The organism is Streptomyces sp. LUP47B (genome assembly GCF_001746295.1).
In the GTDB taxonomy this organism is placed as follows: Bacteria; Actinomycetota; Actinomycetes; order Streptomycetales; family Streptomycetaceae; genus Streptomyces.
On sequence record NZ_MJAH01000012.1, the window covers coordinates 210,509 to 230,085 of the forward strand.

Sequence of the window (19,577 nt, forward strand, 5' to 3'; positions counted from 1 at the left end):
GCCCTCCCCGAGCGCGCCGTCGAGCTATGAGTGGTGGCGGCATCTCAGCACGAAACGACGGGCCCGGCCAAGGGGGTGGGTGAAGGAATTCACAAAGTCGTGGGAGTCCGGGGCCTCACAGGTTTCAGCTCATCCGCAGTGCCAGGAAGAAATCCAGCTTGTCCTCGAGGCGTGAGAGGTCCCGGCTCGTCAACTGCTCGATCCGCCCGACGCGGTAGCGCAGCGTGTTGACGTGCAGGTGGAGACGGGTCGCGCAGCGGGTCCAGGAGCCGTCGCAGTCCAGGAAGGCCTCCAGGGTGGGGATGAGCTCGGCCCGGTGGCGGCGGTCGTAGTCGCGGAGCGGGTCGAGGAGGCGGGCGGTGAAGGCGCGGCGTACGTCGTCAGGGACGAAGGGCAGCAGCAGGACGTGCGAGGCGAGTTCCTGGTGGCCGGCCGCGCAGACCCGCCCGACGCGGGCCGCCGCCACCCTGCGGGCGTGCCGGGCCTCCTCCAGGGCGCCTCTGAGTCCTTCCGCCGAGTGGACCGACGCGCTGACGCCCAGGGTGACCCTGCCGTCGTCGTCCAGGCCGGCCGACAGGGGGTCCCGGACCGACTCCAGGAGGGCGTCCGCCAGGAGGCCGGACTCCGAGCCTTCGTGTTCGGTCGAGACCGCGGGGAGGGGGACCAGTGCGATCGCCTCGTCGCCCGTGTGGGCCACCGCTATGCGGTCGGAGGGTTCGGGGCCCGTGGCCGACGGGTCCACCAGGATCTCCTCCAGGAGCGACTGGGCCACGGGACCGCCCTCCAGGCCGCCGTCCTGCCATTCGACCCTGGCCACCACCACCTGCCAGTGGGGGGCGGCTCCCAGGCCGGGGAGGAGAACCGGGGCGGCCACCCTGAGGCGGGCGGCGATCTCGGCCGGGGCCGCTCCCGTCTGGACCAGTTCCAGGACCTCCTGGGCCAGGCGGCGGCGGACCGTGCGGGCCGCGTCCCTGCGGTCCCGCTCGACGGCGATCAGCTGGGTGACGCCCCGGAGGAGGTCCAGGCGTTCCTCCGGCCAGTCGCCGGCGTCCGCCTCCACCGCCAGCAGCCAGTCCGACAGGACCGTCTCGCGTACGTCCCTGGAGGCCTGGGGGGAGCGGCCGGAGCTGCGTACCGGGAAGAGGGAGTACGCCGACGAGCCGAGCGTGACCCGGTGGGGCCCTCGGCGCCCGGTGCGGGCCGCCGCCAGGTGCTCCGCCGCGAGCTTCGCGCAGGTGTCCGCGGGGAGACCGGGGCCCGCCTCCTTCGGGCCGGCGATGAGACGGCCGGTGGGGGACAGGACCCAGGCGCGCAGGTCCAGGTCGGAGCCCAGGAGGTCGAGGACCACGTCCGGGCCGCCGCCTGCCGGGCCCGAGGTCATCATGCGGCGGTGGCGGTCCACGACGGCCGCGAGGTCACCCGCGCGCTCGCCGGAGACCTGCCGTACGACATGCTCGGTGATCGTGGCGAAGGCCACCGACTCGTGCACGGCGAACAGCGGGAGGCGGTGGCGGACGCAGGCGACGACCAGATCCTCCGGGACATTGCCCAGTTCCGCCTCACCGGCCGCCAGCGCGGCGACCTGGGCCTGCACGAGGAGTCGTACGAAGGCCTCCGAGTCGGCGGCGTCCCGGCGCCAGGCGAGGCCCGTCAGGACCAGTTCCCCGCCCGAGAGGTAGCGGCTCGGGTCGCGAAGGTCCGTGGTCATCACCCCGCGCACGGTGCGATCCAGTTCGTCCTCGCCGCCGAGCAGCCGCAGGCCCAGCGCGTCGGTGTCCAGCAGTGCGCGCAGCCGCATTCTCGTCGCCGCCGTTCTTTGTCTCGAAATCTACGATGGAGGGAGGGTCCGGTGAGCTGCGGAGCGGCTTGTGCCGGCTCCGGGCTGTGTCCCAGGTCACGTGGGGTGTGTCCGACGTTTCCGCAGGAAAACATGGAGGTAACCGAGGGTCTCCGTTCATACGAATCTACAAGATGACGGCCCCGACCAGCCAACTCCTTCATGGTTTCCGTGACTGACCCCGTCGGAGTACGCCGCTGTGTACTGGCTCCACTCCACGTGAACAGCACATGAACGAGCCGGGCCCGCCGCACCCGATCTGGCTCGATCCGTACGACCCCCAAGACGAAGAAGAGAGCCGGTCATGGACTTCCTTCGCCCCGCCAGCTGGGAGGAGGCGCTCGCCGCCAAGGCCGAGCACCCCACCGCTGTGCCCATCGCGGGCGGCACCGACGTGATGGTCGAGATCAACTTCGACCATCGGCGGCCCGAGTACCTGCTCGACCTGAACCGCGTCGGCGACCTCACCGAGTGGGAGGTCGGCGAGGACACTGTGCGGCTCGGCGCCTCCGTGCCGTACAGCCACATCATGGACAACCTGCGCGGCGAGCTCCCGGGCCTGGCCCTCGCCTCGCACACCGTGGCCTCTCCGCAGATCCGCAACCGCGGCGGCGTCGGCGGCAACCTCGGCACCGCCTCCCCGGCCGGTGACGCCCACCCCGCCCTCCTCGCGGCCGGCGCCGAGGTCGAGGTCGAGTCGGTGCGCGGATCGCGGCTCATCCCGATCGACGAGTTCTACACCGGTGTGAAGCGCAACGCGCTGGCGGCAGACGAGCTCATCCGCGCCGTGCACATCAAGAAGGCCGAGGGGCCGCAGCAGTTCAGCAAGGTGGGGACGAGGAACGCCATGGTCATCGCCGTGTGTGCGTTCGGGCTCGCCCTGCATCCCGAGACGCGGACCGTGCGGACGGGGATCGGTTCGGCCGCTCCCACACCCGTTCGGGCCAAGGCCGCCGAGGAGTTTCTGAACGCCGCTCTGGAAGAAGGCGGGTTCTGGGACAACGGCAAGATCATCACCCCTTCGGTCGCCAAGCAGTTCGCGGACCTCTGCGCCGCCTCCTGCAACCCGATCGACGACGTCCGGGGCACGGCGAGCTACCGCCGGCACGCGGTCGGCATCATGGCCCGCCGCACGCTGACCTGGACCTGGGAGTCGTACCGCGGCACCGCCGCCACCACGGAGGGAGCTGCGTAATGCGTGTCAACTTCACTGTCAACGGACGTCCGCAGGAAGCCGACGACGTGTGGGAGGGCGAGTCCCTGCTGTACGTGCTGCGGGAGCGGCTCGGGCTGCCCGGCTCGAAGAACGCCTGCGAGCAGGGTGAGTGCGGGTCCTGCACGGTCCGGCTGGACGGCGTCCCGGTGTGCTCGTGCCTCGTCGCCGCCGGGCAGGTCGAGGGGCGCGAGGTCGTGACCGTCGAGGGGCTCGCGGACTACGCGAAGCAGCGTTCGTGCGGTCACAAGGTGCCGGAGGGGCAGGACTCGCACACCGGTGAGGGCACCGAACTCTCACCCGTCCAGCAGGCGTTCATCGACGCCGGCGCCGTCCAGTGCGGTTTCTGCACCCCGGGGCTGCTGGTCGCCGCCGACGAGATGCTGGAGCGCAACCCCACCCCGAGCGACGCGGACATCCGCGAGGCGCTGTCGGGCAACCTGTGCCGCTGCACCGGCTACGAGAAGATCATGGACGCGGTCCGCCTCGCGGCCGCCCGGCAGGGAGAGGCGGTCTGACGTGTCCACTCCCAACGGCACTCCCACCAAGATCACCCAGGGTTCGAAGACCAAGGGCGGTATCGGCGAGTCCACGCTCCGCCCCGACGGCACCCTCAAGGTCACCGGCGAGTTCGCGTACTCGTCCGACATGTGGCACGAGGACATGCTCTGGGGGCAGATCCTCCGCTCGACGGTCGCACACGCCGAGATCGTGTCCATCGACACGAGCGAGGCCCTCGCCCTGCCGGGCGTGTACGCCGTCATGACGTACGACGACCTGCCGACCGAGGTGAAGAACTACGGTCTGGAGATCCAGGACACCCCGGTCCTCGCCCACGGCAAGGTCCGCCACCACGGTGAGCCGGTCGCGATCGTCGCCGCCGACCACCCGGAGACGGCCCGCCGCGCCGCCGCCAAGATCAAGGTCGAGTACCGCGAGCTGCCCGTCATCACCGACGAGGCCTCGGCGACCGCCCCCGACGCGATCCTCGTCCACGAGGGGCGCGACGACCACCACGTCGGGCATGTCCCGCACCCGAACATCGTGCACCGGCAGCCGATCCTCCGCGGTGACGTCCAGGAGGCCTCGAAGAAGGCCGACTTCGTCGTCAGGGGCGAGTACACCTTCGGCATGCAGGACCAGGCCTTCCTCGGCCCCGAGTCGGGTCTCGCCGTGCCGGACGAGGACGGTGGCGTCCACCTCTACGTCGCCACCCAGTGGCTGCACTCCGACCTGCGCCAGATCGCGCCCGTCCTCGGCCTGCCCGAGCGCAAGGTGCGCATGACGCTGTCCGGCGTCGGCGGGGCCTTCGGCGGCCGCGAGGACCTGTCCATGCAGATCCACGCCTGCCTGCTCGCGCTGCGCACCGGCAAGCCGGTCAAGATCGTCTACAACCGGTTCGAGTCCTTCTTCGGACACGTCCACCGGCACCCGGCCAAGCTCTACTACGAGCACGGGGCCACCCGCGAGGGCAAGTTGACCCACGTCAGGTGCCGCATCGTCCTGGACGGCGGCGCGTACGCCTCCGCCTCGCCGGCGGTCGTCGGCAACGCCGCCTCGCTCGGCATCGGGCCGTACGTCGTCGACGACGTCGAGATCGAGGCCATCGCGCTCTACACCAACAACCCGCCCTGCGGCGCGATGCGCGGCTTCGGCGCGGTCCAGGCGTGCTTCGCCTACGAGGCGCAGATGGACAAGCTCGCCGACGCGGTCGGCATGGACCGGGTGGAGTTCCGGCAGCTGAACGCCATGGAACAGGGCACGATCATGCCGACCGGCCAGCCCGTCGACTCTCCGGCTCCCGTCGCCGAACTCCTGCGCCGCGTCAAGGCGATGCCGCTTCCTCCGGAGCAGCAGTGGCTCGCGGCCGGCGAGGAGGCCGACGTACGGCAGCTGCCGGGCGGTCTGTCCAACACCACCCACGGTGAAGGCGTCGTACGCGGTGTCGGCTACGCGGTCGGCATCAAGAACGTCGGCTTCTCCGAGGGCTTCGACGACTACTCCACGGCGAAGGTCCGCATGGAGGTCGTCGGCGGCGAGCCCGTCGCCACCGTGCACACGGCCATGGCGGAGGTCGGCCAGGGCGGGGTCACCGTCCACGCGCAGATCGCCCGCACCGAGCTGGGGGTCACGCAGGTGACCATCCGTCCCGCGGACACGCAGGTGGGCTCGGCGGGTTCGACCTCGGCCTCCCGTCAGACGTACGTCACCGGCGGCGCCGTCAAGAACTCCTGCGAGCTCGTCCGGGAGAAGGTGCTGGAGCTCGGGCGCCGCAAGTTCGGCTCGTACCACCCGGCCTGGGCCACCGCCGAACTGCTCCTGGAGGGCGGCAAGGTCGTCACCGACGGCGGTGAGGTCCTCGCCGACCTGGTCGACGTGCTCGAAGGTGAGAGCGTCGAGGTCGAGGCGGAGTGGCGGCACCGGCCGACCGAACCCTTCGACCTGCGTACCGGGCAGGGCTTCGGACACGTCCAGTACTCCTTCGCCGCCCACCGCGCGGTCGTCGAGGTCGACACCGAGCTCGGGCTGGTCAAGGTGATCGAGCTGGCGTGTGCGCAGGACGTCGGCAAGGCGCTGAACCCGCTGTCCGTCATCGGCCAGATCCAGGGCGGTACGACCCAGGGCCTGGGCGTCGCGGTGATGGAGGAGATCATCGTCGACCCGAAGACGGCGAAGGTTCGGAACCCCTCTTTCACGGACTACCTGATCCCCACGATCCTCGACACGCCGACCATCCCCGTCGACATGCTCGAACTCGCCGACGACCACGCGCCGTACGGCCTGCGTGGCGTCGGTGAGGCACCCACCCTGTCCTCGACCCCGGCCGTGCTCGCGGCGATCCGCAACGCGACCGGGCTGGAGCTCAACAGGACACCGGTACGGCCGGAGCACCTGACCGGCACGTGACGCACCGGTGAGTTTCCCCGGGGGACCTCGTCCCCCGGGACCCCAACTGTCCGTCCTGGGCCGTCCCCCGGGTCGTGCACATCCCAAATCCCGTGCCCGAAAAGGCGGTTGCACGGGTGTCCCTGTGAACCTTGGGAGACGGCACCATGACCCAGCAGTCCCTGGAACCCAGGACCACGGCCGACGACGCGGGTGAAGGCACCCGCGTCCCGGCCGGCAGGTCCTGGCTCGACCGGTACTTCCACATATCCCGGCGAGGATCCACGGTCGCGCGTGAACTGCGCGGCGGCGTCACCACCTTCATGGCGATGGCGTACATCCTCCTGCTCAACCCCCTGATCCTGTCCGGCAAGGACGCGGCGGGGGACACGCTCGGCCAGAAGGCGCTCATCACCGCGACCGCGTTCGCGGCGGCCTTCACCACGCTGCTGATGGGCTTCTTCGGCAAGGTGCCGCTGGCGCTCGCCGCCGGCCTGTCCGTCTCCGGCGTGCTGTCCTCGCAGGTCGTGCCCGTGATGACCTGGCCGCAGGCCATGGGCATGTGCGTGATGTACGGCGTGGTCATCATGCTGCTGGTCGTCACCGGCCTACGCGAGATGATCATGAACGCGATCCCGCTGGCCCTCAAGCACGCGATCACCATGGGCATCGGCCTGTTCGTCGCGCTGATCGGCTTCTACAAGGCCGGTTTCGTCCACCAGGGCAAGGCCACCCCGGTCACCCTCGGCCCCACCGGTGAACTCGCGGGCTGGCCCGTCCTGTTGTTCGCCCTCACCCTCCTCGCGATCTTCATGCTCCAGGCGCGAGGCGTCCCCGGCGCGATCCTGATCGGCATCGTCGGCGGGACCGTACTAGCCGTTTCCCTCAACGCGGTCGGGGCCGTCGACCCGAAGCAGTGGGCGAGCGGCGCCCCCGAACTGCACGGCAGCGCGGTCTCCATGCCCGACTTCTCGATCTTCGGGAAGGTCGAGTTCGGCGGCTGGGGCGAGGTCGGCGCGATGACGGTCGGCATGATCGTGTTCACGCTGGTGCTCGCCGGGTTCTTCGACGCGATGGCCACCATCATCGGCGTCGGCACCGAGGCCGGACTCGCCGACGCGCAGGGCCGGATGCCGGGCCTGTCCAAGGCCCTGTTCATCGACGGCGCGGGCGGTGCCGTCGGCGGAGTGGCGGGTGCCTCCGGCCAGACCGTGTTCGTGGAGTCGGCGACGGGAGTGGGCGAGGGCGCCCGCACCGGACTGTCCTCCGTCGTCACCGGCCTGTTCTTCGCGGCCTGTCTCTTCTTCACCCCGCTCACGGCGATCGTCCCGGGCGAGGTCGCGGCCGCCGCCCTGGTGGTGATCGGCGCGATGATGATGATGAACGCCCGCCATGTCGACTGGGCCGACCGCGCCACCGCGATCCCGGTCTTCCTGACCGTCGTGATCATGCCGTTCACCTACTCGATCACGGCGGGCGTCGCCGCCGGCGTCATCTCGTACGTCGCGATCAAGGTCGCGCAGAGCAAGGCGCGGGAGATCGGCGCCTTCATGTGGGGACTGACGGCGATCTTCCTGGTGTACTACGCCCTCAACCCGATCGAGAGCTGGATGGGCGTGCACTAGCCGCTCGAACGCACCTGTACGCAACCGCTGTTAAGGAGACCGAGACATGCTGGACATCGCCGACGAGCTGCACCGGTGGGTCGAGCAGGGACGTGACTTCGCCGTGGCCACCGTGGTGGCCGTCGGCGGCAGTGCGCCCCGCCGGCCCGGCGCCGCCCTCGCGGTGGACGCCGACGGCACGGCGATCGGCTCGGTCTCCGGCGGTTGTGTGGAGGGCGCGGTCTACGCGCTGTGCCAACAGGCGCTTCAGGACGGGGAGTCGGTCCTCGAACGCTTCGGCTACAGCGACGAGGACGCCTTCGCCGTCGGCCTGACCTGCGGCGGCATCATCGACATCCTCGTCACCCCGGTCCGGGCGGGGGACCCCGTCCGTACCGTGGTCGCGGCCGCGCTGGAAGCCGCGGCGGGAGGCCGGGCGGCGGCGCTCGCGCGGATCGTCTCCGGTCCGCGGGAACTCGTCGGCCGCGCGCTCGTCGTACGACCCGAGGATGTGTCCGGTTACGGCGGTTTCGGCGCCCATCGCGAGCTGGACCGCACGATCGCCGCCGAGGCTCGCGCCTTCCTGGAGGCGGGCCGCACCGGCACCCTGGAGATCGGTGAACAGGGCTCGCGCTGCGGCGCCCCGCTCACCGTGCTCGTCGAGTCCTCCGTGCCGCCACCCCGGATGATCGTCTTCGGCGCGATCGACTTCGCGTCGGCGCTGGTGCGGGTCGGCACGTTCCTCGGCTACCGGGTCACCGTGTGCGACGCGCGCCCCGTCTTCGCGACTGAGGCGCGCTTCCCCGAGGCCGACGAGATAGTCGTCGAGTGGCCGCACCGGTACCTGGAGCGCACGGAGGTCGACGCCCGGACGGTCCTGTGCGTGCTGACCCACGACGCGAAGTTCGATGTCCCCCTGCTCCAGCTGGCGTTGCGCCTCCCGGTCGCCTACGTGGGCGCCATGGGCTCCCGCCGCACCCACCTCGACCGCAACGAGCGCCTGCGCGAAGTCGGCGTGACCGAGCTTGAGTTGGCGCGGCTGCGGTCACCCATCGGCCTGGATCTCGGCGCTCGTACGCCGGAGGAGACGGCCCTTTCGATCGCCGCGGAGATCGTCGCGAGCCGGCGGGGCGGCAGCGGGGTCTCCCTCACCGGCGCACACACGCCGATCCATCACGACGTGACCTCGGAACCGGTCCGCCGGATCGGGTCGGTGGCCTGAGCGGACACCTGGGGCTGGTCCGGCCACGTGAACGCGTACCTCGGATCGCCGCCCCGGCTCAGCCGGACGAAGCGCAGCAGTTCACGCACGATGCCCGCGCCGCCCTGCGCCCAGCCGGTGCCGGGTTCCAGGTCGCTCGGGGTGGCCCGGTGCTCGACGTTGGACCAGCGGGCACCGTCGGTGTCCCGCACCGCGCGGGCGGCGAGGTCGGCGACGAGGATCCGCGCGAAGTCGTACGCCTCCTGCCTTCCGGCTCCTTCGGCGATCCGGTCGCCGGCCAGGGCGAGGACGCCCGCCGTGCCGCAGCAACGGCCGTTGTTGTCCCAGAATCCCGGCCGCAGCCGCTGGGGGAGACCGGAGTGGACGACCGTGTGCCAGCAGCGGTCGGCGAGGGCGGCCCAGGCCGGGTCGCCCTGGGTGTCGCGCAGCAGCCGGAACAGGTGGGCGTCCCCGGCCGGGCCGTGGCACCAGCCGTAGCTGATGGGGTCGATCAGGTCCGGGCGGTACTGCGGGGTGGAGTGCGGGACCAGGAAGCCGTCCGGGCCGCCCTCGTCGCGGGCCACGACGTCCGCGACCCCCGCAAGACCCAGGTCGACCAGGTCGGAGCGGCCCGTCGCGTGGCCGATCCGGACGAGGGCGTAGGCGATGCCCAGCGTGCCGTGCGACATGTGGTGGAATCGGGCTTCCGGGCCCGGGCGGTGCGGCCAGGTGACGCCCCACGGGGTCTTCTCCGCGGCCCGCAGATAGGGCTCCACCGCGAGGACGGCGAACTCGGGGTCGCCGACCGCCAGAGCGGTCAAGCCGTTGCCTCCGTTGCCGCCCATCAGCTCGAACAGCTCGCCCCAGCGCTCCCCGTCGAAGTGCGAGCGCACGAGAGCCATCGCGCGGTCGGCCGCCGTACCGCAGGCGGTGTCGCCGAGTTCGTCGTGCAGGATGTGCAGGACGAGGGCCATGCCCGATCGGCCGAAGTACAGGGAGTCGTCCTCGTGGCCGTCGACGGCGGCGGCCAGGCCGCGGCCCGCGCGCAGTGCGAGGTCGGCGTAGGAGTCGTCGCCCAGGTGCCGCCATGCCTCCAGGAGCACGGAGACGATCCCCGCCGTGCCGCTGTAAAGGGTCGGGTCGGTCCTCTCCTGCGAGGGCGCGACCGGCCAGGCGAGTCCGCCGTCCGCCGTCTCCCGCGCGGCGGCCACCAGCCACCGCAGCCCGTCCACCGCGAGCTCCTCGACGTCGTCCACCTGCACGGTTCCACCGTCAACTGCCGTCATGGCGCCTACTGTTGCACGCCCATCAGGTCCCCCGCAGCAGCCGATTCAGGGCCCGGCCGAAAACCGATCGGGCCGACACCCGCAGCACAGGAGCGAACAGGCCGGGCAGGAAACGGACCCGGAGCGACTCGCGCCAGATCACGCGGGCGCGGCCGCCCGGACCGGGGTGCACCTCCAGTTCGGCCCAGCCCTTCACCACCCGGCCGCGCTTCTCCAGGCGGCACAGGCCGGAGACGCCCTCCGCGGGTGGGCGCCAGACCGTGACCTCCATGGGGTCGGCGAAGGCGAGCGGGCCGATCCCCGAACGGGCGACGACGAGCGTGCCCTCAGTCGTCGGGCCGGGCGGCACGACGGTGACGCGCGTCAGGGGGACGACCTCGCCGTGGCGGGGCCACTCCGTGAGGCGGCGCCAGGCCTCGTCCGGGGAGAGCGGGGCCGTACGTTCGAGGAGGAAGGTGACCACGGGTTGATCTTAGGGAATCGGTCCTGCTCAGCGGGGATTTCATGGGGGTCTCACATACTTGGTTCAGCGGAGTGCGGCCACGCTGACGTACCGCGGGCGAACACGCCCTGGACGGGGGCCCCGGGCCCTGCCCCTGTCGACGTGCGCATATACACCCCCGAATCCGAACGGCACCACGAGCGCGACCGCAGGGGGACGTCTCGTGGCCAGCGAACCGCACGGCAGGCTCGACGCGTCGCAGAGCGATCCGCACCCGCACCACGAACGGGCCCGGGACACCGAAGGACCGGCGCGCATCGACGAGTTCGAGGCCTGGTGCTGATCGCCCGGGACGCGGACGCACGCGAAGTGCTGCGCAGCCCCGACTCCTCGCCGAAGCAAGGGTGTTCGTGGCGTTCGGCGGCGCCGACCGGGACGGCACCCGGCACCCGCGTCCCGACACGTTCGACCTCACCCGCCCACCCGTCCGCCATCTCGCCTTCGGACGCGGCGTGCGCAGCTGCCCCGGCTCGCAACTGGCCCGTGAACAGCTCAACCTCACACTCCAGGAGCTCACCGGACGCCTTCCTGGGCTCCGGCTCGCGGAGGGACAGCCGGTCGCCATGGATCCACCGCTCGCCCCGGGGCGCCTCCACTTGACCTGGTAGATCGCGTCCCGCCGCATGGACCGGCCCCGCGCGGATACTCGCGGAGCGGAAGACGTGCACCCGAGAGCCGGGAGGTGGCCGCATGACGCGCGTGCGTACGGTCCTGTTCGACCGTGACAGCATCCTCGCCGAACACCCGCCCGGGCCCGAGGAAGTGCGCCCGGCGCCCGGTGCCCGTGAGGCGCTCGGCATGCTGCGCCTGCACGGCGTCCGCACCGGGTTCGTCGCCCTGCAGCCGGATACCGGGCACGAGCGGCTCAGCGACGCCGACGTACGGGCCGTCAACCACCGCGTCGACGACCTCCTGGGACCCTTCGACATCTGGGGAGTGTGCCCGCACGGGCCCGACGACGGCTGCCACTGCCGTCCGCCCGAACCGGGCCTGATCCTCTGGGCGGCGGGCCGGGTGTGCACCGCACCGGCGGACTGCGCGGTCGTCGGCACCGCCGCGCACGCCGAGGCCGCGGCCCGGGTGGGCGCCCACGGGATCCTCGTACCGGATCAGCGGACCCGGCCGGAGGAGACGGCACGGGCCGATCATGTGGCGCCGGACGTCCTGACCGCCGTACGGGCGCTGCTCACCGGGCCGCCGCAGGGGCGGGTCCTGGTCGACGAGCGGCCGATCGAGTCGGCCTTCGAGCCTGGGGAGGGCTGAGGGTCAGCGTTCCGTCCATCGGCACACCAGCCGGAACGCCGCGAACAGGGTCACCGGCCAGAGGGCCGCGAAGGTCCAGATCACCGCGGGCCGCGAGGTGACGATCCCGGTGACCAGCAGTGCGATCGACATGGCGAGGAGCAGGCCCACGGTCAGGACGTGCGGCCGGTAGTGCGTCACCCGGGACAGGTCGGGCCGTCGGCGCAGCCGGCCGGTGCGCAGGCGGCGGGCCAGACGGCGGTCGCGGCGCAGGGCGCGTTCCACCTCGTCCAGAATGCGCTGTTCGTGATCGGGGAGTCGCCCTGTCGTCACTGTCGCTCCTCGCGGATCCGGAGAGTCCTTCTTCGGGTGCCCGGAGAAGGACCCGTGAACCGTCCGGTCATTGAGCGTGGAAGGCCGACAGGCCACGGTGCCCGCACCGAGCGGCGCGGGCACCGTGGCGGCACGCGGACGGGTCAGTTCTCGCCGAGTAGCTTCTTCATCTCGCTGATCTCGGCGTTCTGCGAGGTGACGATGTCACCGGCCATGGCTGTGGCGTCCTTGTACTCGCCCTTGGCCTTCTCGGTCGTGGCCATCTCCACGGCACCCTTGTGGTGTTCGACCATCATGGTCAGGAACATGGAGTCGAACTCCTTGCCGGATGCCTTCTTCAGCTTGTCCATGTCGGCGCTGTCCATCATCCCGGCCATGCCGTCCATGCCCTCCATGCCGGAGTGATCCATGCCGGGCATCGACTCGGGGACCTTCTCGTCCCAGGCCTTCAACCAGCCCGACATGGTCGAGATCTCCGGTCCCTGCGCCTTCTCGACGCGGGCGGCGAGGTCCTTGACCTGGGCGGAGGCGGCCCGGCCGTCAGCGAGTTCCGCCATCTCCACGGCCTGCTGGTGGTGCGGGATCATGCCCTGGGCGAAGGAGACGTCCTGGGTGTTGTGGGCGCCGGCCGAGGTCTCGGCGGACACCGAGGGCGACGAGGCGGCCGAGCCGCTGTCGTCGCCGCCCCCACAGGCGGCGAGGGCGAACACGGCACTCACGGTCAGCGCCGCGAAACGGGTGGTACGCATGCTGGAACTCCTGTTGTGCGAAAGGGATCTGGACGTGGCGGAGCACGCCGTGTCTAGATCCGCAGGAGCTGGAGTTCCGCGAGGGAGGGCGGTGCGCGGGCCCCGTCCTGAGACGTGACCGCCTCGGGGCACAGACGGTCATCGGATACGGCCGCGGCGGCGGGGTCGGGAGCGAGCGCGGGCAGCACCGGCCCACCGCTCACGGCCCCCGAGACGCAGGTCGCGTCGGCGTGGTGGAGGTGCCCGGAGCCGCAACCGTCGTGACAGGCCTTGTCGGCGCTGACCGCGACGGTCGTCATGTGCGTGGAGCGCGAGCCCTCGTGGCCGTGCAGCCCGCCCCCGGGAGCCAGCCCGTGCATGGCCAGCACCCCGACCAGCATCCCGAGCACGAGCAACGCCCGCCACAGGGGCGGTCGTGCGGGAAACTGCTCGGACCTGGTCATCGGGATCATCCTAAGAGGGCTGTGCCCCGGCTGTGCACCGAGGCCGTCGGCGTACGGTACGTGTCCACACCGCCCTCTGTTCAGAGCTTGCCTCCGGTTCAGGTCGCCGTCGCCGCCGCCCGCCCGGCCCTGGCAGGGACACGGCGAACCCACCCGGGCGTCCCTGAGGAGGGGGCACGCGGTGTGTCGGGCCGGGGCCTGACCGGCGCCTGGCCCGCGCCGACGGCCCACGGTCAGCTCCACGACGGGCGCCGAAGGCAACGCCGTAAACGAGTCCGCCTCGCGCGGCCCGCGGGCGTACGTTCTCCGGGAGCCCGTCGAGGGGCGGCGGGCCGGGAAGGACCGTGTGGACACCGACAGCCGAGCCAAGGCGCAGCGCTTCGCCGATCTGCACCGGGAGGGCTGCTTTCTGCTCCCCAACGCGTGGGACGTGGGCAGCGCCCGGATCCTGGAGGCGGCCGGGTTCCCGGCCGTGGCGACCACGAGCGCGGGCGTCGCGTTCTCCCTCGGACGGACCGACCACGACTTCTTCGCCGAACAGCCGGCCGAGGACCGCGTCGACCGCGAGACCATGCTGCGCCGGGTCCACGAGATCGCGGTCGGGACGTCCGTGCCGCTGAGCGCGGACCTGGAGGACGGATACGGCGAGTCGCCCGAGACCGTCGCCACCACCGTAGCGAGGACGCTCGCCGCCGGAGCCGCCGGCGGCAACATCGAGGACTTCACCGGCGACCGCACCCGTCCGCTCTACGACGAGAAGCTCTCCGCCGACCGCATCCGCGCCGCCCGCGAGACCCTCGCGGCCGACGCCGAGCCCTTCGTCCTGGTCGGCCGCACCGATGTGCTGCTGGTCGGCGGCCCGCTCGACGAGGCCGTACGGCGGGCGAACGCCTACCTGGAGGCCGGCGCCGACTGCGCGTTCGTCCCCGGCGCCGCCGACGCCAGGACCATCGCCACGCTGGTCCGCGAACTCGACGGCCCGCTCAACGTGGTGATGGGCCTGACCGGCAACGCGCTCTCCCTCGACGACCTGCGCGAACTCGGCGTCCGCCGGGTCACGGTCGGTGGCAGCATCGCCCGCGCGATGTACCGCCATCTGCTCGACGCCGCACGGGAGCTGGCCGACCGAGGTACGTTCTCGTACGCCGCCGACCAGCTCTCCCAGACCGAGCTCAACGACCTGTTCCGGCAGGGCTAGACGCGGGGCTGGAGGCAGGGCCGAGGGCGGGGCTGGAGGGCGGCACCACGCAGCTCGGGGCCTCGGGGGCGTCCTCGGCGTGCCGGGTCAGCGCGCAGACCGTACGCAGGGCGACCTTCCAGCCGCCGTCCTGGAGCACGGCCGCCCCCGGGCCGCCGGGGTCCAGCCGGTGGCCCTCGCGCGTGAGGTCGTAGGCCACCTCGGCGTACACGTCCGAGGTGTACGACACGGAGGTCACCTCGGCGCGCAGCTTGCTGCCGCTCGGGTCGCGGAACAGGTTGTCGATCATCAGGGCGTTCTCGTCGCCGTCCTCGACGACGTCACTGCGCTGGTCCAGGGAGGACTTCGGGTCGAAGAGGACCGTCCACGCCTCCCGGATGTCCTGCTCGGCCTGCCCTGGATCCGAGGGCGCGGTGGCGGTCGGAGCCGGGGAGGCGGAGAGCGACGGGGAACCCCCGGCCGTGGTCGCGCCCGGCGACCCGGTGGAGGACCGGGCGGTCCGGGTCGCCCCGCCGTCACCGCCGCCGTCGTTGTCGTCACAGGCTCCGGTGAGGACGAGGGCGGTGACAGCCAGGGCCACCGCCCAGGTCCCGTGCCGTGCAGGGCGGTTCGCACAGGTCATGGCACTCCATCTCCCGGGTACGCCATGTGGCTGGCCTACCCGGAGGCAGGGGATTCATCCAGGACGGGTGGGAAAACCCCGCACACGGTGCGTCTACTCCTCGGCGCCGCCCCGCCGCCGTACCGCGAAGACCACGGCCGCCGCCGCGACGAGGATGCCCGCGCCGATCCCGGTCCAGGCGCCCGCGGACAGCCCGCCCTCGTCGTCCTTCTCGGTTTCGGCTGCCTGCGGGGAAGCCGTGGGGGTCGGCTTCTCAGGGGTGGGCGACGGTGACGCCGACGCGCTGGGGGAGGGGCTGACCGCCTTCGCCCCCGCTGCCGCGGCCTTGAGCTTCAGCGTCGGCGCCGGGTTCTCGCCGTTCTCGTCGAGCTCGATCCAGCGGTCGACGTGCCCGTCGCCGTAGGTCTGGAGGGTCTTGAAGGGCACCTCCTCCGCGTCGGGCAACTGCCGTACGACGACGGAGTACTCGGCGCTCTCGCCGGTCTTCAGTTCCGCGCCCTTGACGCTGTAGCCGTCGTCGGTCGCGCTGAACTTCCAGCCCTTGGGGCCCTCGCCGTACGTCACGTCGGCGGGCGCGATGCCCTTGGGCAGGACCACGCGCACCTCCTTGATCCCGGAGGTGTCGGACTCGGCCTCGGCGTGGAAGGAGACGGTGACGTTCTCGGCGAGGGCCTGCGCCTTGTCGGCCTCGACCTCGGTGTGGGCGGCGGCCGGAACGGCGGTCAGGAGTACGGCGGTTGCGGCTCCGGCGGCGGCGACGCACAGGCGGGGCAGGGTGATTCGGGACATGCTGTTCTCCATGCAGGGCGGGACGGCCGTCCGGCGGGCCGGACCGGCGCTTCCCGGTGGGGTCAGTGGGCGAGAGCTGCGCTCGCCGCCGGAGGACCCCGCCGTACCACCGTGTGGGCCAGCAACGGCCGTCCCGTGAGCGGCCGTTCGCCGTACGTCGGTACGACCACCACCGCGGCCGGGGGTACGGGTGACGCGGGCCGGGTGAGCAGCAGTCGGGCGGCGGCCAATCCGTCCCGGACCGCGTCGAGCGCCGCCGTCACCCCGCGGGCCACCGTCCAGCAGGCCGCGTCCGCGCGGTGCAGCAGGACGGCGACGAGGGCGGCGACCAGCGAGTGGGCCGCCGTCATGGCGAGGGAGCCGTAGAGCCGTTCGTGCCACGCCGGGTGGGCGCCGTGCATGTGTCCGCCATGGTGATGCGCGGCCGCGTTGAGCGTCAGCCACAGATGAAGCCCGGACTGTCCCGCGACACTGCCGGCCACGACCGTCGCCAGGCTTCGGGGCCGCTGCACACCGATGAGTCCCACCGCGAAGAGCACGGCCGTCGCGGCGGCGCCCTGTCTCCAGGGCACCGGCCCCTCGGCGAGCAGATGATGGGCGCTGATCCCGAGCACGGTACCGACGACGGCGAACACCGCGGCCCGCAGAACGGGCAGCGGCGCGCGAGTCGTGGTGGTCGGCAGGTACATGGCCCGCTCATCATGGGGCATCGCGGGTCCGGCCTGCAGGGGAAACCCGTAGTCCAGGCTTCGAGTTCCTCAGCGTGTGCCGTGGTTCTGCTCGGTTCCCGCGGCGGTCCCGGGCCGGAGGACCTCCCCCTGGATGACCTGGGGTTCCGGGCCGCCCGCCTTCGCCGCACGCGCCTCCGCCTTCAGGATGCGTGCCGACTTGGCCGCGGTACGGACGAGTTCCGGGCCCTTCTTGACCGCGATGACCGCTATGACGACGATCAGGATGATCGCGAGCTCACTCAGTCCGAACATGGGGGAGGCCTCCGTCAGAGGTGGGCACCTGGGTCGGACGCGACGCCCGCCGGACCGGCAGCGTACCCGCAGACCGGGGGCGAAGGGGAAGGCCGGGCGATGCGGCGATGTGGACGCAACCCGAGGTTGCTTTGCCCGTCCTTTACTATTGGGAGTGACCTGCCCCGCCAACAAGGAGCCACAGTTCCGCAATGGGTGAGCCTCCCAGTACCGGCCGCACCGCGTTCCCCTCACACCGACGGGCGGGGGTGCACCGGTGACCGAGATCCTGCTGCTGGTGGCGGCCCTGCTCCTCACCATGGCCTGTGCCGTGTTCGTCGCGGCCGAGTTCTCCCTGACCACCGTCGAGCGCGGTGACCTGGAGCGGGCCGCCGAGGCCGGTGAACGCGGCGCGGAGGGCGCCCTCAGGGCCGTACGCCGGCTGACCCTCCAGCTCTCCGGCGCCCAGCTCGGCATCACGGTCACCTCGCTGGTGATCGGCATGCTCGCCGAACCCTCCCTCGCGGTGCTCCTCAGGGGCCCGCTGGAGGCCGCCGGCCTGGGCGGAGCCGCCGCTCCGGTGGCGACCGCGCTGGGCGTGGCCCTGTCCACCGTCGTGCTGATGGTGGTGGGCGAGCTGGTGCCGAAGAACTGGGCGATCTCCCGCCCGCTGGCCGTCGCCAAGGTGGTGGCCGGACCGCAGAGCGCCTTCACCGCACTCTTCGGCCCCTTCATCCGCCATCTCAACAACACCGCGAACCGTTTCGTACGGCGTTTGGGCCTGGAGCCCGCCGAGGAGCTGGCCTCCGCCCGCAGCCCCGAGGAACTGGTCGCGCTCGCCGAGCACTCCGCCGCCGAGGGCGCCCTGGAGCCCGACTCCGCCGAACTGTTCGTGCGCACCCTGCACCTGGGCGAGCTGACCGCCGAGAACGTCATGACACCACGCGTCGACGTCAAGGCCCTCGAAGCGCACGCCACGGCCACCGACGCGGCGAACCTCACCCACGCCACCGGCCTGTCCCGCTTCCCCGTCTACCGGGACAGCCTGGACGAGGTCATCGGCACCGTGCACATCCGTGACGTACTCGCCCTGGAGCCGGAGAAGCGGGCCGTCACCCCGGTCACCGAACTGGCCACCGATCCCTTGCTGGTTCCCGACAGCCTCACCGCGGACCGGTTGCTGGAGCGGATGCGGGCGATGCGCACCATGGCCGTCGTCATCGACGAGTASGGCGGCACGGCGGGCGTGGCGACGGTCGAGGACATCGTGGAGGAGGTCGTCGGAGAGGTCCGCGACGAGCACGACCCCGTGGAGATGCCCGACCTGCGGCCCGCCGGTGTGCGGGCCTGGGAGGCGGAGGGCTCGGTCCGCGTCGACCGGCTCGGCGAGATAGGGCTCACGGCGCCCGAGGGGCCGTACGAGACCGTGGCCGGACTGGTCGCCACCCGCCTCGCACGCATCCCCGCCAAGGGCGACGACCTCGACCTCGACGGCTGGCGCCTGGAGGTCCTGGGCGTCGAACACCACCGCGCCGACCGCGTCCGCATCACCGCGCCGGAGCCCGCCCGGGATCTGGTCCAGGCCGGGGAGGAGACCCGATGACCACCGTCCAGCTACTCGTCGGCGCCCTGACGCTGCTGACCAACGCCTTCTTCGTGGGCGGCGAGTTCGCCCTGATCTCCGTGCGCCGCAGCCAGATCGAGCCCAGCGCGCGTGCCGGTCACAAGCGGGCCCGGATGACCCTGTGGGGTCTCGAACACCTCTCCGCGATGATGGCCACCGCCCAGCTCGGCATCACCGTCTCCTCGCTGGTGCTCGGCGCGGTCGCCGAACCGGCCATCGCGCACCTGCTGGAGCCCGCCTTCCACGCGGCCCACATCCCGCAGGGCCTCATCCATCCGATCGCGTTCGTCATCGCCCTCTCGCTGGCCACGTATCTGCACATGCTGATCGGCGAGATGGTCCCGAAGAACATCGCGCTCGCGGCTCCCGTGCCGACCGCCCTGCTGCTCGCACCGCCTCTCGTGGCCCTCACGCGCGCGTTGAAGCCCTTCGTGTTCGGCATCAACGCATTCGCCAACACCCTGCTGAGGCTGCTGCGCGTCGAGCCCAAGGACGAGGTCGAGTCGGTCTTCACCGACGACCAGCTCGCCCGCATGGTCGTCGACGCCAGCGAGGCGGGACTGTTGTCGCCCGCCGACGGCGAGAGGCTGCGGGACGCGCTGGAGCTGGGCACCCGGCCGGTCGGCGAGATCCTCGTCCCCACTCAGAAGATGCGGACCGTGGAGGTCTCCGTCACCCCGGCGCGGCTCGAGCGGGTCGCCGCCGAGGCGGGCTACTCCCGCTTCCCGGTCACCGGCCCGGACGGCACCCTGCTGGGCTATCTGCACATCAAGGACACCCTCGGCGTCACCGACCGCGACCGGCCCTTCCCCCGCACCGCCCTGCACCCGGTCACCCGGGTCCGCATCGACACCCCGCTGGACGACACCCTCACCGCGCTGCGCGCCGACGGGAGTCATCTGGCGGCGGTCACGGGCGAGACCGGGGCCGTCCTCGGGTTCGTGACCATGGAGGACGTCCTGTCCGAGCTGGTCGGACCGACGCCGGCCGCCGCCTGACCGCCGGGCGGCCCCGCCGCACGGCTGACGGATCCGGGAACGCCGCATTCGCTTTGGGCGTTCAGTCGGCGCACCTCACTACCGAAGG

General features: G+C 71.8%; 20 protein-coding genes. 10 read left to right on the top strand and 10 right to left on the bottom strand.

The window, feature by feature from the left end:
* Positions 1–124 precede the first annotated feature (124 nt).
* On the bottom strand, positions 125–1,798 hold the full coding sequence (locus BFN33_RS32525) for a PucR family transcriptional regulator ligand-binding domain-containing protein (protein WP_069763751.1): 1,674 nt from the start codon (positions 1,796–1,798) through the stop codon (positions 125–127).
* A 343-nt stretch (positions 1,799–2,141) separates the two neighbouring features.
* Between BFN33_RS32525 and BFN33_RS32530 the strand changes: the two genes are divergently transcribed.
* From BFN33_RS32530 to BFN33_RS32550, 5 genes are all read left to right on the top strand, one after another.
* Positions 2,142–3,032, top strand: coding sequence for a xanthine dehydrogenase family protein subunit M (locus BFN33_RS32530; RefSeq protein WP_069763752.1), 891 nt, complete (start codon positions 2,142–2,144; stop codon positions 3,030–3,032).
* Positions 3,032–3,568, top strand: coding sequence for a (2Fe-2S)-binding protein (locus BFN33_RS32535; protein ID WP_069763753.1), 537 nt, complete (start codon positions 3,032–3,034; stop codon positions 3,566–3,568). The genes BFN33_RS32530 and BFN33_RS32535 overlap by 1 nt, the downstream gene beginning before the upstream one ends.
* A gap of 1 nt (position 3,569) precedes the next feature.
* Positions 3,570–5,957 (top strand): xanthine dehydrogenase family protein molybdopterin-binding subunit, encoded by a 2,388-nt coding sequence (locus BFN33_RS32540; protein ID WP_069763754.1) that lies wholly within the window; start codon positions 3,570–3,572, stop codon positions 5,955–5,957.
* A gap of 146 nt (positions 5,958–6,103) precedes the next feature.
* The gene (locus tag BFN33_RS32545; RefSeq protein ID WP_069763755.1) at positions 6,104–7,561 is read left to right on the top strand and encodes an NCS2 family permease; all 1,458 of its coding nucleotides are present in this window, start codon (positions 6,104–6,106) and stop codon (positions 7,559–7,561) included.
* Positions 7,562–7,607: 46 nt separating this feature from the next.
* Positions 7,608–8,762: an XdhC family protein gene (locus tag BFN33_RS32550; protein WP_069763756.1), complete on the top strand. Its 1,155-nt coding sequence runs from the start codon at positions 7,608–7,610 to the stop codon at positions 8,760–8,762.
* On the opposite strand, the gene BFN33_RS32555 is transcribed toward BFN33_RS32550, so the two are convergent.
* Together BFN33_RS32555 and BFN33_RS32560 are read right to left on the bottom strand one after the other, a co-directional pair.
* Complete coding sequence (locus BFN33_RS32555; protein ID WP_069763757.1) at positions 8,714–10,027, bottom strand: lanthionine synthetase LanC family protein; 1,314 nt, start codon at positions 10,025–10,027, stop codon at positions 8,714–8,716. The two genes, BFN33_RS32550 and BFN33_RS32555, sit on opposite strands and share 49 nt — an antisense overlap.
* Before the next feature lie 22 nt (positions 10,028–10,049).
* Positions 10,050–10,490: an SRPBCC family protein gene (locus BFN33_RS32560; protein WP_069763758.1), complete on the bottom strand. Its 441-nt coding sequence runs from the start codon at positions 10,488–10,490 to the stop codon at positions 10,050–10,052.
* 389 nt (positions 10,491–10,879) lie between these two features.
* Here BFN33_RS32560 and BFN33_RS54685 point away from each other — a divergent pair, with 389 nt between their 5' ends.
* On the top strand, positions 10,880–11,137 hold the full coding sequence (locus BFN33_RS54685) for a cytochrome P450 (protein WP_370743333.1): 258 nt from the start codon (positions 10,880–10,882) through the stop codon (positions 11,135–11,137).
* 82 nt (positions 11,138–11,219) lie between these two features.
* Positions 11,220–11,792, top strand: a complete 573-nt coding sequence (locus tag BFN33_RS32570) for an HAD-IIIA family hydrolase (RefSeq protein WP_069763760.1) — start codon at positions 11,220–11,222, stop codon at positions 11,790–11,792.
* A gap of 3 nt (positions 11,793–11,795) precedes the next feature.
* On the opposite strand, the gene BFN33_RS32575 is transcribed toward BFN33_RS32570, so the two are convergent.
* From BFN33_RS32575 to BFN33_RS32585, 3 genes are all read right to left on the bottom strand, one after another.
* On the bottom strand, positions 11,796–12,104 hold the full coding sequence (locus BFN33_RS32575) for a DUF3040 domain-containing protein (protein ID WP_069763761.1): 309 nt from the start codon (positions 12,102–12,104) through the stop codon (positions 11,796–11,798).
* A 143-nt stretch (positions 12,105–12,247) separates the two neighbouring features.
* Positions 12,248–12,853, bottom strand: coding sequence for a DUF305 domain-containing protein (locus BFN33_RS32580; RefSeq protein ID WP_069763762.1), 606 nt, complete (start codon positions 12,851–12,853; stop codon positions 12,248–12,250).
* Between the two features lie 53 nt (positions 12,854–12,906).
* Entirely contained in the window at positions 12,907–13,296 is a 390-nt protein-coding gene (locus tag BFN33_RS32585; RefSeq protein ID WP_069763763.1) for a DUF6153 family protein, read from the bottom strand.
* A 346-nt stretch (positions 13,297–13,642) separates the two neighbouring features.
* Between BFN33_RS32585 and BFN33_RS32590 the strand changes: the two genes are divergently transcribed.
* Positions 13,643–14,494: an isocitrate lyase/phosphoenolpyruvate mutase family protein gene (locus tag BFN33_RS32590; RefSeq protein ID WP_069763764.1), complete on the top strand. Its 852-nt coding sequence runs from the start codon at positions 13,643–13,645 to the stop codon at positions 14,492–14,494.
* On the opposite strand, the gene BFN33_RS32595 is transcribed toward BFN33_RS32590, so the two are convergent.
* The 4 genes from BFN33_RS32595 to BFN33_RS32610 all read right to left on the bottom strand — a co-directional run bounded on the left by BFN33_RS32595 (position 14,469) and on the right by BFN33_RS32610 (position 16,888).
* Entirely contained in the window at positions 14,469–15,116 is a 648-nt protein-coding gene (locus BFN33_RS32595; RefSeq protein WP_069763765.1) for a hypothetical protein, read from the bottom strand. The genes BFN33_RS32590 and BFN33_RS32595 overlap by 26 nt on opposite strands.
* Positions 15,117–15,209: 93 nt before the next feature.
* On the bottom strand, positions 15,210–15,905 hold the full coding sequence (locus tag BFN33_RS32600; RefSeq protein ID WP_069763766.1) for a DUF1775 domain-containing protein: 696 nt from the start codon (positions 15,903–15,905) through the stop codon (positions 15,210–15,212).
* 62 nt (positions 15,906–15,967) lie between these two features.
* The gene (locus BFN33_RS32605) at positions 15,968–16,594 is read right to left on the bottom strand and encodes a hypothetical protein (protein WP_069763767.1); all 627 of its coding nucleotides are present in this window, start codon (positions 16,592–16,594) and stop codon (positions 15,968–15,970) included.
* Positions 16,595–16,663: 69 nt separating this feature from the next.
* A complete protein-coding gene (locus tag BFN33_RS32610; RefSeq protein WP_069763768.1) occupies positions 16,664–16,888 on the bottom strand; it encodes a translocase in 225 nt (74 codons plus the stop codon).
* 256 nt (positions 16,889–17,144) lie between these two features.
* Between BFN33_RS32610 and BFN33_RS32615 the strand changes: the two genes are divergently transcribed.
* A complete protein-coding gene (locus tag BFN33_RS32615) occupies positions 17,145–18,470 on the top strand; it encodes a hemolysin family protein (protein WP_069763769.1) in 1,326 nt (441 codons plus the stop codon).
* Positions 18,467–19,489 carry a hemolysin family protein gene (locus BFN33_RS32620; RefSeq protein WP_069763770.1) on the top strand — a complete coding sequence of 341 codons (1,023 nt, stop codon included), beginning with the start codon at positions 18,467–18,469 and terminating at the stop codon, positions 19,487–19,489. Before BFN33_RS32615 ends, BFN33_RS32620 begins: the two co-directional genes overlap by 4 nt.
* Positions 19,490–19,577 lie beyond the last annotated feature (88 nt).